The sequence below is a fragment of the Falsochrobactrum ovis genome, from assembly GCF_003259955.1.
GTDB classification, from domain to species: Bacteria; Pseudomonadota; Alphaproteobacteria; order Rhizobiales; family Rhizobiaceae; genus Brucella; species Brucella ovis_A.
Genome location: NZ_QLMK01000004.1, coordinates 1 through 13,759, shown reverse-complemented (window position 1 = coordinate 13,759; position 13,759 = coordinate 1). Strand labels below are relative to the sequence as shown.

Here is a 13,759-nt window from a genome sequence, read left to right as displayed (position 1 = left end):
CAATTTCCTCCAAAAGTTGCAGTGGATGAGGTCCAGACTTCGTCTTTGTGGGGAGATATGGGCCGTTGGATTGCAGCGGGCATGGTTGTTCTCGCCGTTCATGCGGCCGGGGCTTATGCAATTTACGCTGCCCGGGAAGACGATCAGCCCCATGGCGGAGTGGTCGAGGCAATGTTTGTCGAGCTTGCGCCAGAGCCGATGGCGCCAGCCGAAGAGCAAGTCTCAGAAATTGCTCAGCCGGAAACGGCAGTAGAACCGCAAGAAACTTTTGAACCTGACGAAGCTCCTAAAGAAGTTGCTGAGACAGAGCCTCAATCTGAACCGGATTTGGAATCTGAACGGCCGCAGATGGAGGAGCCAGAGGAAATCATACCGGATATGGCTGAGGCATTAAAGCCAGAGGTGGCTATTCCATTGCCTGCAACCAAGCCTCAAACAAAGCCAAAGCGTGAAGTCGCCAAAATTAGAAAGCCCGAACCTGAAAGGGTGGAAACTGCAAATCGAGCAGAAAGGGTTAAATCTAAGCAAGCGGCGAAAGCCAAGGAAAATCGACAGGGGAGTGCGCCTCGTATCGATGCGGATAGCGGCCCGAAAGCTGTGGCGACGCGGCAGGGTGTTAATTCGGCATCGGCGGGGCAAAGTTCTGCGAAGTGGACATCGAAATTGCAGGCCCATATGGCCAGAAATGTCCGATTCCTTCAGCGCCGTTCTAAAAATGCTAAGGGCCTCGTTCGGGTGACTTTCGTGATCGATCCTTCCGGTAAAGTCCTCTCTGCCAGTCTGGCTGGCTCATCGGGAGATGCAACGGTTGATAAATTGGCGCTTGAAGTTGCGCGACGGGCGTCGCCCGTGCCTGCACCTCCGCCGGCAATCGCACAAAGTCGTCTGCCGATAACGTTGCCGTTGCTCTTTAAATGATGCGTTAATGCTAACTATCCAAAGCAGGGGGGCTAAAGACAGGTTTTTAATCTTGTCTTATTCAGAAGCCAGAGCCACGGCGGGAAGTAGTCGCGACGCTTTGCGGGCAGGAAGGTAGCCGAAGATTAGCCCTGTTGCGAATGCACAAGCGAAGGCTAATAAGACTGGTCCTGCGCTGAAGCTCACCGGGACACCAGCGAGTGAGAGCAGCCCAGCAGCTCCTAGGCCTAGCAATATTCCAATAAGCCCGCCGATGGCTGAAACAGTCAGTGCCTCGGTGATGAATTGAACCAGAATATCGCGCCGTCTCGCTCCTGTTGCCATTCGCACTCCGATTTCTCGGGTCCGTTCGGTGACGCTCACCAGCATGATATTCATGACACCGATGCCACCGACAAGAAGCGAGATGGCGGCAATAGAACCAAGAAACATCGTCAGCGTATTAGACATGGCAGTCGCATCTTCGCGAATCGACGACATATTATTAATCATCGTGTCACGTTGATTGTGGCGCTGGTCTAAGAGATCCTGAATTTGATCTTGTGTTACGCCAATAAGATCGGAATCTTTAACTTGTACAGTTATTGTTCGGACGAATTTCTGACCAAACAATCTTAAATTTCCGGTTGAAAGGGGAACGATTACAATATCGTCCTGATCAGCCCCGCCAAAGCCCGCGCCTTTTGGCTCTAATGTGCCAATTATCTGAAAAGGAATTTTGTCGACCAAAATATATTGACCGATCGGATACTCGCCATCGGGAAAAAGCGTTTTTACAACGGTTGCGCCCAACACGGCGGTCGGAGCGTAGGTGTCCATATCCTGCTGGCTTATGAAATCACCACTGGCGATTTTCCATGATTTGGCGTTCAAAAAGGCAGGAACCGTTCCGTTTGCCTGAGTTTGATAATCTATATTACCCCGCCTGAGCGTGACATTTGCGCCGACTTCGGGGACTGCGGTTTTAACATTGGGCAATTGAAGAATGGCTTCAGCGTCTTCAGGCACTAGGGTTGCTACCGAGCCGGTCCCGCGAAAGCCAGGCATAGACGGGCGAATCAAGATCAGGTCTGTGCCCATCGCGTTGATTCGGTCCAGAATCGAATTTTGTGCGCCCAGCCCGATTGCCAACATGGTGACGACCGAGCTTACGCCGATGATGATTCCCAATAGGGTCAGCGTGGTACGAAATATATTGGCGCGCAGGGCGCGCATAGCCATTTTGATGGCTTCCCCAACATCGGTAATGCGCGCGGCGTGGCCTGCATTGCCGGGGTGGAATTGCCGCGCTTGCGAATCTTCCGATGTCGCTTTGGTTAAATTGTCGGACAGGATGTGGCCGTCGCGAATCTCGATGATTCGGTCTGCCTGCTCGGCCACTTCGCGCGCATGGGTGATGACAATAATTGTATGGCCTTGCTGGTGCATTGCCCGCAAAAGCTCCATCACATCTTCGCCGCTTTGGCTATCTAATGCCCCGGTAGGCTCGTCTGCGAGGATGATGTTCCCGCCGTTCATTAATGCACGGGCTATGGAAACGCGCTGCTGTTGTCCGCCTGATAATTGATTTGGGCGGTGATCCAGCCGGTCGCCAAGCTTTAACGAGCTTAGAAGTTCCGCGGCCCGTTCTTGACGTTCCGCCGCAGCCATTCCTGCGTAAATTGCGGGAACTTCCACATTCTCCTGAGCGGTGGAAGTGGAAATCAGATTATAGCTTTGAAAAACGAAGCCAAAGGTGCGGCGACGCAAGGCGGCCAGAGCATCGGCATCAAGGCCGGATACATCTTCGCCATTGAGCAAATATTGTCCGCCGGTCGGGCTATCGAGACAGCCCAGAATATTCATTAAGGTCGACTTCCCCGATCCCGAAGCGCCCATGATGGCGACGAATTCGCCCGCCTGAATATCAAGCGAGATTCCATGTAAAACCTCAACGGCAAGCTCTCCGTTGTGGTAGGTTTTACGGATGTTTTCTAGCTTGATTAGCGGCTGGTCGGTCAATTCGGGCCTCATTAGAACATCCGCATGCCCGAACGACGTCCGCGGCTTTCCGAATTGTTCGGGCTGTTTGCTCCGGTCGTCACAACAACTTTGTCGCCTTCTTCAAGACCAGATTTCACTTCGGCTTCAACGCGACTGCGCACACCAATTTCCACTTCGCGTCGGCTGAGTGAGCCATCTTTGTTGACAAGCTGCACAGTTGTGATGGATTTTCCGTCCTTCATTTCGTCCTGCAGAGCGGAATTGGGCACCAAAAGCACGTCATCGGCCTGATCGATGACAAAATATACCTGTGCGCTCATGTCGATCATCAGCTCGCCGTCGGGATTTGGGACATCAAACGACGCGTCATAAAGTACCACATTATTGGTGATCTGGGGCGTTGGTTTGATCTGTCGCAAAGTTCCGGTGAAATGCTTGTCGGGACGACCCAACAGCGTAAAATAAGCGGGCATTCCGATCTTCAGACTTCCGATATCCGCCTCAGAAACTTGCGCTTCCACAGTCATTAGTTGCAAATCAGCGATCGTGACAATGGTGGGCGTGCTTTGGGCCGCGTTGAGAGTTTCGCCTTCTTTTGCAGCTTGGTCCACGACAGTGCCGGCAGTAGGGCTGTAGATTTTTGTATAACCTAGATCGACACGATAGCTATCAACTTGCGCTTCTTGCTGCCTGATCTGCGCGCTTAACGCTCTCACATCGGCATCGGCCATAGTCAATTCCGCGTCCGCTTGATCAATGATGGATTGAGAGACCGAGCGGGTCTTAAGGAGACTGCGTTGACGTGCGGCGTTCAACTTTTTAAGCTCAAGCTGGGCTTGCTTGTTGAGCAATTGCGCTTTGAGATTATCCAGTTGAGCCCGGGCCATTTCCAAGCGTTTTTCCGAAGGGGATGGGTCAATTTCGGCTAAAAGCTGGCCTTCAGTGACTGAATCACCAATCTCAACTTTCAAGCTTTGAAGTTGGCCTGAAACTTGGGCGCCAACATTGATGCTTCGAGATGGGTTTATCTTGCCGACGGCGGTAATCGCATTTTCGATATTGCCGCGCCTGACGGTTTCAGCAAGGTAGGCGTTCTTTTCGCTTACCGTGTCATGCGCGCTGGTAAAATACCAAACTGCGCCGAGCCCTAAGACTGCGGCGAACCAAAGCCAACGGTTTCGGGTCTTCCGCCGAGCTTTGCGAGTGGGATTAGCTTGCGATGCAAGTTGAGCAGTATCGTTAGGCTTATGCAATTTAAAACCTTTGGCGGTTAACTTGCGCGACACAGGGCGCTGCCGGTTATAATAAAAACTGACCAAACCCTAGCATGAGCGGCTGCATCAGCTTGCGTTATTCAAAATAACGCCTTGACCGCTCATGTAAGGGTTTTGATCCACAAATACATCTTAAATATTTGTCACCTAGTCCGTAAGTCCAATAAAGTGGATACAAATAAGTAGTTTATTATAAGTAATAATTGGTCCAAATTTGGATATTTGTATTCATTAACCGATCCCGGTAGATCCGAAACCACCCGCACCGCGCGAAGTCTCGCTGATCTCGGACCGGACCTCAATATTTACTTGTAAGACCGGCGAAACCACCGCTTGAGCGATGCGCATTCCTCGCTGAATTCGAAAGTCTTCATCGCCTAGATTTATCAAAAGAACTTTGATCTCGCCACGGAAATCAGAATCGATCGTTCCGGGCGTGTTTAAACAGGTGATGCCATGCTTGAATGCCAAACCGGAACGGGGCCGGATTTGAACTTCTAATCCGGTTGGGATCTCAAAAATGAGTCCGGTGGGTACGAGTGTGCGCCGCCCGGGAAGCAAAACAATTTCACGGTCTTCAGCTACTGCCGCGCGTAAATCCATGCCTGACGAGCCACTGGTTTCGTATGATGGAAGATCTAGGCCGTTGGCATGATCAAGCCGAATGATGCCGAGTAATGGGGCTGAAGACGAGGGAGCTGTCATTGAGGGAGCCTTTCCTAGCAGAAATAATGAGTGACGCTCATACGAAAAAACACTGACAAGGTGTACCGCCTATTTGCGGATTAATAATGAGAGACTAGGGAAATTATTTTTAAAATTAAGCTAAAGGATAGAAGTCGGAGTGCTCACCAGTAGCAATAGAGGCTTGAAGCTCAAAATTTCCACGAATGGAATGATTCCATAAATTATTGGCGCTTTCTATATCCGACGATTATTTGTCGGCATCTAAAGTGTACCGGCGGTTTTGCCGCCGATACACATAATGTTTGTTTAAGCGGATTGCTTAAGCTCAAGTCGGCGTTGATGAAGAATAGGTTCAGTATAGCCGTTGGGCTGCTCACGCCCTTTGAACACAAGATCACACGCAGCCTGGAAAGCGATGGATTTGTCAAAATCTGGCGCCATTGGTTGATAAAGAGGGTCGCCTTCATTCTGCTTGTCGACCACAGCAGCCATTCGCTTCAATGTTTCCATGACTTGCGCCTCAGAAACCACGCCGTGATGAAGCCAATTGGCAATGTGTTGCGCCGAAATGCGTAAAGTGGCACGGTCTTCCATTAGACCAACATTATTTATATCGAGTACTTTGGAGCAGCCAACGCCCTGATCAATCCAGCGAACGACATAGCCAAGAATACCTTGCGCATTATTGTCGATCTCTTTCTGGATATCTTCTGTTGTCCAGTTGGGTAAGCTTGCGACGGGAACCGAAAGAATATCATCAAGGCTTGCGCGCTTACGGGACTTGAGCTCCTCTTGAATGGCAGCAACATCAACCTTGTGATAATGGGTTGCGTGAAGCGTTGCTGCGGTTGGTGACGGAACCCATGCGGTATTGGCGCCGGCCTGCGGATGAGCAATTTTTTGCTCCAGCATTGCTGCCATTAAATCGGGCATAGCCCACATGCCCTTGCCGATTTGCGCCCGGCCGGACAGGCCGCATTCCAAGCCTATATCGACATTCCATTGCTCATAAGCGCCGATCCACGCGGCCTGTTTCATGTCGCCCTTGCGAATCATCGGGCCTGCTTCCATTGCGGTATGGATTTCATCGCCGGTGCGATCCAGAAAACCGGTATTGATGAACACAACCCGATCTTTGGCAGCGCGAATCGCCTCTTTGAGGTTTACGGTCGTGCGGCGTTCCTCATCCATAATACCCATTTTCAGAGTATTGGGCGCGAGGCCGAGTAGTTCTTCGGTGCGGGTGAAGATTTCATTTGCAAATGCGACCTCTTCTGGCCCGTGCATTTTTGGTTTGACGATATAAACCGAGCCTTCACGCGAGTTCATACGCCGACCATTGGGGCCAATGTCATGCATTGCGATCAGGCTGGTAAAGGCCGCATCCATAATCCCTTCAGGCACTTCATTGCCATCCTGATCAAGAATTGCCGGATTGGCCATCAGGTGGCCAACATTGCGCACCAGCATCAAGGAGCGGCCTTTTAAGGTGAAGCTTGAGCCATCGGGGGCATGGTAGCTGCGGTCGCCATTGAGGCGGCGCGTAAGTGGCTTGCCGTTTTTCTCAAAGGTCTCTTCGAGGTCACCCTTCATAAGGCCGAGCCAGTTGCGATAGACGGCTACCTTGTCTTGTGCATCAACGGCAGCGATCGAATCTTCGCAATCTTGAATAGTGCTGATGGCTGATTCGAGAATCACATCCGCAATATGGGCCGGGTCGTCCTTGCCGATGGGATGGTTAGCATCCACGACAATATCCACATGCATGTTGTTTTTAACAAGCAGAATATTTGTTGGGGCGTCAGGCGACCCATTATAGCCTTTAAACTGAGCTGGATCGGCCAAATGAGCGGTAGTGCCGTCTGAAAGTGTGAGTAAAAGCTGGCCAGATTGGACGGTTAGACCAACAACATTCGCCCAATTGTTTTTGGCCAATGGTGCGCTCTGATCCAGAAAGTTTTTGGCCCAGGCAATCACTTTCGCGCCACGCTTTGGATTATATCCGGTTGTTTTTTCCGCTCCATCCGATTCGGAAATAGCATCTGTTCCGTAAAGCGCGTCATAAAGCGAGCCCCACCGAGCATTTGCGGCGTTGAGCGCGTAACGGGCATTCATCACCGGCACAACGAGCTGAGGCCCAGCGATATGCGCAATTTCAGCATCAACATTGGCTGTTGAAACTTTAAAATCGTCGCCTTCGGGCAGAAGATAGCCGATCTCACGGAGGAACTCTTTATATTGTTCCTGATCATATTTTCCGCGATTTTCTTTATGCCAAGCGTCGATTTTTGCTTGTAACTCGTCGCGCCTGGCAAGAAGCGCGCGGTTTTTGGGTGCAAGGTCGCGCACTATTTGCGCAAATCCCTTCCAGAAATGAGCGGGCTCAACCCCAGTGCCCGGGGTTGCTTCCTTAACGAGAAAATCCACGAGTGCAGGCTCTACACGCAGACCTTCGATCTCAACGTATTTACTCATGAATCATCTCCTTCAAAATAGGGCTTCTGCTACTGGTAATTTAATTATTGCAGATGAAACCCTTTGCAACGCGACGTCAATTGGGCTTTTGGCATATCATTTATAACGTAACGGCATAAATGCCGGCTATATTTTCAACTCTTCGCGAATGGCTTCGGGTGTCCAGCCTTCAGCGCGCAACTCTTTAAGAGAGAGTTTTCGACGTGTTTTCGAGAGCTTGGCGCCATCTTCCTCACGCACGAGCTTGTGGTGATGATATAACGGAACGGGCAGCTCTAAGAGTTCCTGCAATAGCCGATGGATAGATGTGACATAGAAAAGATCATGACTGCGGACGATGTGCGTTACGCCTTGTAAGGCATCATCAACGACAACCGAAAGATGATAGCTGGTCGGTGTATCGTTGCGCGCAATGATCACATCACCCCACTTTTCGGGTTCGGCAGTAATGCGCCCTGTTTCGCCACGCGGTCCAACGCCCGTTTCGTTCCAATAAAGAGGCTTATTGATGGTGGCCAAAGCCTTATCCATATTTATCCGCCAGGCATAGGGAATGCCGGTTGCTATCATTTGCAACTGTTGATCTTCGGTCATGTCGCGTTCATCGATAGGATAAAGAGGCGTAGCATCAGGATCGCAGGGCCAGACTTCTCCTTTGGACTGGGCTTCTTTAATACGTGAGTGCAATTGGGCACGGGAAAGAAAAGCTGGATAAACAAGGCCCATATCGGCCAGGCGGGTGAGCGCGTTTCGATATTCCGAAAAATGTTCAGATTGGCGACGTACGGGCGTTTCCCATTCAAGGCCTAGCCAGCGCAGATCATCGTAGATCGATTTTTCGAAATCCGGGTTACAGCGAGTGGAATCAATATCTTCTATTCGCAATAGGAAGCGACCGCCCATTTCTGCGGCCATTTTTGCATTAAGCATAGCGGAGTAAGCATGGCCCAAGTGCAAATGGTCATGGGGGCTGGGCGCAAAACGGAAAACGGGCTGGTTCATTTTTTACATCGTCGGTTGTGATTTTGCTACAATTGATAGGATGGCGGGAATTAAAATTAAAGAGGGCGCCCGATGCACCGAATTAATAAGCTCGAAGATATCGCAGTCGGGCTCAGATGGCTGGTGGATGCGGATCCGCGATTGCAGAGGGTGCTAGATTTGGCTCAGCCAGTGCCGTTGCGGCGCTTTGAACCGGGTTTTCAAAGTCTGGCTTCCATCGTGGTGGGGCAACAGCTTTCAATCGCAAGTGCGAGCGCTATTTGGACGAGGCTTAATGCATATATAGATCCGCTCACGCCGGAAAACTTTATGGCTGCAGGCGAGGCCGTATGGCGGGCGGCGGGCCTTTCGCGTTCCAAGCAGGTGACATTGTCAGCTCTTAGCGCAGCAATAACTTCTAACGCCGTCGACCTTCATGCGCTTTGCGATCAGTCGACGGAAGAGGCATTGGCGCAACTTGTTGGGCTTAAAGGAATAGGGCCTTGGACCGCCGAGGTTTATTTGCTTTTTGCGGAAGGGCATCCGGATATATTCCCTGCCGGAGATGTGGCCTTACAGGCGGCTGTCGGACATGCATTTGGTTATGAAAACCGGCCCAACGCAAACGAATTGCGCGTGGTTGCAGAACAATGGGTGCCTTGGCGTGGGGTGGCAGCGCGGTTATTTTGGGCATATTACGCTCATATGAAGGGGCGAAGTGCGTTTCCCGTACAATAATTTACTATTGGGCTCACGCATTTACGTTTCTGCTTCACAATTCTGTCACCTGGGGCTTACATTATTTCAGTCGGATAGTGGCAGTGTTCGATTCGCGGAGACAAGTTATCCGCAGATTGTAATACTGCTCATGAAGTTCGAGCCTTGAGAGCGCTTGGAATGGACGCATGGAATGAACGCATGGCGATTTCAGTCCAAGGCGCGGTTCACGGAGAGTTTTTCCGTGAATTTTTCCGAAGGAGGTGCGTTATTGACAGTGCACATCTCGACAGGCAGCGTTTCGCAAAGTGGATTTCCTGCGCTGGTTTTAAACGCGGATTTTCGGCCGCTGAGCTATTATCCGCTATCCCTTTGGTCATGGCAGGATGCGATCAAAGCTGTATTTCTTGAGCGGGTGAATATTGTCGCGGAATACGAACAAACCGTATCGTCACCGTCATTTTCGATGCGGATTCCAAGCGTCATCTGCCTCAAGGATTATGTAAAACCACCCCGCTATCCAGCGTTTACGCGCTTCAATGTGTTTTTACGAGACCGTTTTGAATGCCAATATTGCGGATCTTCCCATGATCTGACCTTTGACCATGTAATACCGCGCTGCAAAGGTGGTCTAACGACATGGCAAAATGTTGTGGCGGCTTGTTCTCCGTGTAATTTACGCAAGGGGGGAATGATGCCGGATGTGGCACGGATGTGGCCCCGCCAAAAGCCGGAAATACCCACCGTACAGAAATTGCATAATAATGGCCGTTTGTTTCCGCCCAATCATCTGCATAAAAGCTGGCTCGATTTTCTTTATTGGGATATCGAACTTGAGCCTTGAAAAGCAGATTATCTGCCCGCTTTCGACAAAGCGCCGCAGATACCTATTGAGGCAAATAAAGCGCTGGCAATGACATTCCATCCGGCAAAGGATAGGCCCAGAAAATAGCCGGGCGCGGAGTCACATGCTGGCGGGCGAGTAGCGTTAAGGTCACCTAGCAAATCGTGCGCATGATGGGTAATTTTCATAGTGGCTGCGGTGCAATCTGCGGGGCCTGGCCAATATTTCAATTCAACTCCCGTATGGAAAATTGCGAGCGCCAGACCGTAAACCATAAAAAGCGCGCCGATTAGAAGAAGGGCGCGTGTTAGCGGCGGGCGCCATTTTAGAAGGGCGGCGATCCAGGCTAGGGCAAGAATTGGGATCGCAAAATAATAAGGGGTGCGTTGCTCCAGGCAGAGCTTACAAGGCATGAAGCCACCGAAATGTTCAAATGCCAGCGCAATGCCGATGGTAACAGTTAATCCGATTGTTAAAATTCCGGCAGTCCGTACCTGAACTTTGCCGATTGGGTTATGAAATAAAGACAGCATTGATGGTTCCTGAGGTAATATCGTACCTAAACTCTATGGGGCTATCTTCTACACCTAATATTTTGTCGCGGCTGTGGCGGCGGCTTAACCGTGAAGATATTTTATGGCGAAGTAGAGAGCGATAAGCAATATTGCTGCAAAAGCTGCGATCGTTCCCAGACGCTTCTCAATAAAGTGGCGAATAGGTTCGCCATAGCGGCGGAGCAGCCAGGCTAGGAAATAAAAGCGCGCGCCGCGAGCAACAATGGCGGAGGCAATGAAAAGCCAAATATTGATCCCAGCCGCGCCCGACAGGATCGTCACAACTTTGATCGGTGGCAAATGGCTAAGACCGGATGTGATCAGCAGCAACAGAATCATGTCGGTACTGGTCGATTTGCGCAGCTCTTCGAATGTGTCGAGCTTTCCATAGAGTTCAAGAACCGGCTTGGCCACCTGTGCATAGGCGTAATGGCCCAAATACCAGCCCGCTATTCCGCCAAGCACCGACGCTACTGTGGCAATGAAGGCATAGCGCCATACACGGTTGGGCCGCGCAAGCGCCATGGGCAGAAAAAGCACGTCTGCCGGTATTAAGAATACCGAACTTTCAACGAAGGCGATGATGGCTAGCCACCATTCCGCAGACTTTCTGGCGGCAAGAGAAATAGTCCAGTCGTAAAGGCGGCGTAACATTGTTTTTCCGTTGCTAGGAATAGAAAGGCTCTAGCGGTCTATAAATAAAAAGAGCGGCGCAAACAATGGCGCCGCTTTTTCGTGTCGCATTGATAGGGGATTAGTTCTTGTAAGCGCTGCAGATATATTTCGTCTCGAGATATTCCTCAATGCCGTTTTTCGAGCCTTCCCGGCCCAGTCCAGACTGTTTGACACCGCCAAATGGCGCAACTTCATTGGAAATCAACCCGGTATTATGTCCGACCATACCATATTCGAGTGCTTCGCTAACCCGGATAGCTCGGCTGAAATTATCGGTATAAAAATAGGCAGCCAAGCCGAATATGGTGTCATTGGCCATTGCAATCACTTCTTCTTCAGTATCGAAGGCAAAGAGAGGTGCGAGGGGGCCAAAAGTTTCTTCCTTGGCGATATGCATTTCGGAGGTAACTCCGGTTAAAACGCCCGGTTCAAAAAACAATCCGCCCAGACGTTTGCCCCCGGTGACAAGCTTTGCGCCTTTGGAAACCGCATCTTCAATATGCGCCTCAACTTTATCGAGCGCCTTTTCTTCAATTAAGGGCCCAATTACGACGCCTGGTTCCGTACCGTTGCCGATCTTCAATTCTTTCACCTTAGCGGCGAGTTTTTCAGCAAATTTATCGTAAATGCCACGCTGCACATAAATACGATTGGCGCAAACACAGGTTTGGCCAGCATTGCGATATTTTGAGACCATTGCGCCTTCGACCGCTGCGTCAAGATCGGCATCGTCAAAAACAATGAAGGGCGCATTACCGCCAAGCTCAAGCGACAGTCGTTTGATTGTCGGCGCGCATTGTTCCATCAGCAAGCGGCCCACTTCAGTTGAACCGGTGAAAGAAAGTTTGCGTACGATCTCGTTGCTGGTGAATTCTGCACCGATTTCTTGCGCTTTACCGGTGACGATTTGCAAAACCCCGGCGGGAATGCCCGCTCTTTCTGCGAGAACACCGAGGGCAAGAGCGCTTAGCGGGGTGAGTTCCGCAGGGCGCACAATCATGGTACAGCCAGCAGCCAAAGCCGGGGCCGCCTTGCGGGTGATCATAGCGGCGGGGAAATTCCACGGGGTAATAGCAGCAGTTACTCCGACAGGTTGACGAATAACTGTCAGCCGCTGGCCGGGCTGTGTTGCAGGAATGATGTCGCCATATGTTCGCTTGGCTTCCTCAGCAAACCATTCAATGAAAGATGCAGCGTAAAGAACCTCGCCACGAGCTTCGCCCAAAGGCTTGCCCTGTTCCGACGTCATGATGAGTGCGAGATCATCGGCATTGGCGACAATGAGCTCAAACCATTTGCGCAAAATCGCGGCGCGTTCCTTTGCCGGCATAGCTGACCATGCGGGAAGCGCGTCTGCCGATGCGGAAATAGCTTTCTTAATCGTATCGCGTGACAGCGAGGGGACGGTTCCAACAATTGAGCCATCAGCAGGGTTGGTCACCTCAATTGTCTGGTTATCGGTGGCGCTAATCCAATCGCCATTGACCAAGCAGTGTGATTTGAGCAGCGAGCCGTCTTTTAAAGCTATCATGATCTTCATCCGTAGGGCGTTGCACTTTGAAGGTCGTTCAATATACTGAACGTTGTTCAGTAAAATGAATAGAGCAGTTTCGAGTAAGTGAGTCAACGATCAAGGAAGGTTGATATGGCTATAACCAGATTGGATAGAGAGGGTTCCGTTACGCTGGTCCCGGCAGTTGTTCGGGCAGTTGCCATCCTTGATGCTATTGCTCAAACTGGCGATGGGCTGAGGCTTTCGGAACTGGTCAGAAAAACGGGTTTTCCTAAAAGCAGTGTCCATGGTCTTTGCCAGACTTTAGTGCAGACGGGGTTGCTGAAACTTAATATTGAGGGGAGCTTCACAATCGGACCCAAGGTAATGCGCTGGGCGGATGCTTTTCTGGCAAGCACCGATATTTTAAATGCGTTTCACAATGCGCTGTCCCGGGTGACAGAGTTCGATACCTATACATTGACATTGTCGCAACTCGATGGCGCCGAGGTCGTCTATTTAGACTGCCGAAATTCTAGCGCGCCTTTGGGGATTAGTTTTCGTAGGGGCATGCGAGTGCCCGCCATATTCACTGCTACTGGGAAGGCGATGTTAGCCGGCATGTCGATTGAAATGCGAACAAGCCATTTGCCGTCGGATTGGCCTGTGCCGCTTACATCAACAAGTGTTACTTCCTTTGCAGCACTGGAGCAGGAATTAAAACAAGCAAGGTTGAACGGATATTCGATCGATAATGAACAGTTGCGCGAAGGAATGTTTTGTATCGGTGCAGCTATATATGACAGTCAGTCTCGTCCGGTGGCAGGCATTGGACTTTCGATGTTGGCCGTTGAGGCAAAGCCAGAACTTATCAGCCGAGTAGGCGCCCGGTTACGTGCTTTGGCTGATGCGGTGGCCGAAGAGATGGGCTGGCAGCCAGCTGTACCGTTTCTTAAAAACTCAGAATCGGCTTAAACAAAATCGACTGGGAAAATTCCTTATAAAAGATTAAACTTTAGCCACCGTCACCTGTGGAAAAGAAATCTTTCTTTTTGCATTTTGTTTGTTGACAGTTTTGTTTGTTGGGGTCTATATGGCTTCACAACGAGGGCGGCGGCGCTGCTAGCGGCAGGTTGCTTCGTCCTTGTTTACTTTGCAT

General features: G+C 50.7%; 12 protein-coding genes. 4 read left to right on the top strand and 8 right to left on the bottom strand.

Annotation, left to right across the window (positions count from 1 at the left end):
- Positions 1-57 precede the first annotated feature (57 nt).
- Positions 58-918 (top strand): TonB family protein, encoded by an 861-nt coding sequence (locus C7374_RS07355; protein WP_111575128.1) that lies wholly within the window; start codon positions 58-60, stop codon positions 916-918.
- Between the two features lie 57 nt (positions 919-975).
- On the opposite strand, the gene C7374_RS07350 is transcribed toward C7374_RS07355, so the two are convergent.
- From C7374_RS07350 to gluQRS, 5 genes are all read right to left on the bottom strand, one after another.
- Positions 976-2,931 (bottom strand): MacB family efflux pump subunit, encoded by a 1,956-nt coding sequence (locus tag C7374_RS07350; RefSeq protein ID WP_111574982.1) that lies wholly within the window; start codon positions 2,929-2,931, stop codon positions 976-978.
- Positions 2,931-4,154: an efflux RND transporter periplasmic adaptor subunit gene (locus tag C7374_RS07345; RefSeq protein ID WP_111575127.1), complete on the bottom strand. Its 1,224-nt coding sequence runs from the start codon at positions 4,152-4,154 to the stop codon at positions 2,931-2,933. The genes C7374_RS07350 and C7374_RS07345 overlap by 1 nt, the downstream gene beginning before the upstream one ends.
- Before the next feature lie 252 nt (positions 4,155-4,406).
- Positions 4,407-4,880 (bottom strand): dUTP diphosphatase, encoded by a 474-nt coding sequence (gene dut, locus C7374_RS07340; RefSeq protein WP_111574981.1) that lies wholly within the window; start codon positions 4,878-4,880, stop codon positions 4,407-4,409.
- A gap of 288 nt (positions 4,881-5,168) precedes the next feature.
- Positions 5,169-7,337: a malate synthase G gene (locus C7374_RS07335; RefSeq protein ID WP_111574980.1), complete on the bottom strand. Its 2,169-nt coding sequence runs from the start codon at positions 7,335-7,337 to the stop codon at positions 5,169-5,171.
- 126 nt (positions 7,338-7,463) lie between these two features.
- Complete coding sequence (gene gluQRS / locus C7374_RS07330) at positions 7,464-8,339, bottom strand: tRNA glutamyl-Q(34) synthetase GluQRS (RefSeq protein ID WP_111574979.1); 876 nt, start codon at positions 8,337-8,339, stop codon at positions 7,464-7,466.
- Between the two features lie 72 nt (positions 8,340-8,411).
- Here gluQRS and C7374_RS07325 point away from each other — a divergent pair, with 72 nt between their 5' ends.
- Complete coding sequence (locus C7374_RS07325) at positions 8,412-9,056, top strand: DNA-3-methyladenine glycosylase family protein (RefSeq protein WP_111574978.1); 645 nt, start codon at positions 8,412-8,414, stop codon at positions 9,054-9,056.
- Between the two features lie 250 nt (positions 9,057-9,306).
- The gene (locus C7374_RS07320) at positions 9,307-9,879 is read left to right on the top strand and encodes an HNH endonuclease (RefSeq protein WP_210205095.1); all 573 of its coding nucleotides are present in this window, start codon (positions 9,307-9,309) and stop codon (positions 9,877-9,879) included.
- Positions 9,880-9,887: 8 nt separating this feature from the next.
- On the opposite strand, the gene C7374_RS07315 is transcribed toward C7374_RS07320, so the two are convergent.
- The 3 genes from C7374_RS07315 to C7374_RS07305 all read right to left on the bottom strand — a co-directional run bounded on the left by C7374_RS07315 (position 9,888) and on the right by C7374_RS07305 (position 12,639).
- The gene (locus C7374_RS07315; RefSeq protein WP_111574976.1) at positions 9,888-10,412 is read right to left on the bottom strand and encodes a disulfide bond formation protein B; all 525 of its coding nucleotides are present in this window, start codon (positions 10,410-10,412) and stop codon (positions 9,888-9,890) included.
- Positions 10,413-10,496: 84 nt separating this feature from the next.
- Positions 10,497-11,087, bottom strand: a complete 591-nt coding sequence (locus C7374_RS07310) for a YqaA family protein (protein WP_111574975.1) — start codon at positions 11,085-11,087, stop codon at positions 10,497-10,499.
- Between the two features lie 100 nt (positions 11,088-11,187).
- A complete protein-coding gene (locus C7374_RS07305) occupies positions 11,188-12,639 on the bottom strand; it encodes an NAD-dependent succinate-semialdehyde dehydrogenase (protein WP_111574974.1) in 1,452 nt (483 codons plus the stop codon).
- A gap of 114 nt (positions 12,640-12,753) precedes the next feature.
- Here C7374_RS07305 and C7374_RS07300 point away from each other — a divergent pair, with 114 nt between their 5' ends.
- Positions 12,754-13,575 carry an IclR family transcriptional regulator gene (locus C7374_RS07300; protein WP_111574973.1) on the top strand — a complete coding sequence of 274 codons (822 nt, stop codon included), beginning with the start codon at positions 12,754-12,756 and terminating at the stop codon, positions 13,573-13,575.
- The last annotated feature ends 184 nt before the right edge of the window (positions 13,576-13,759 follow it).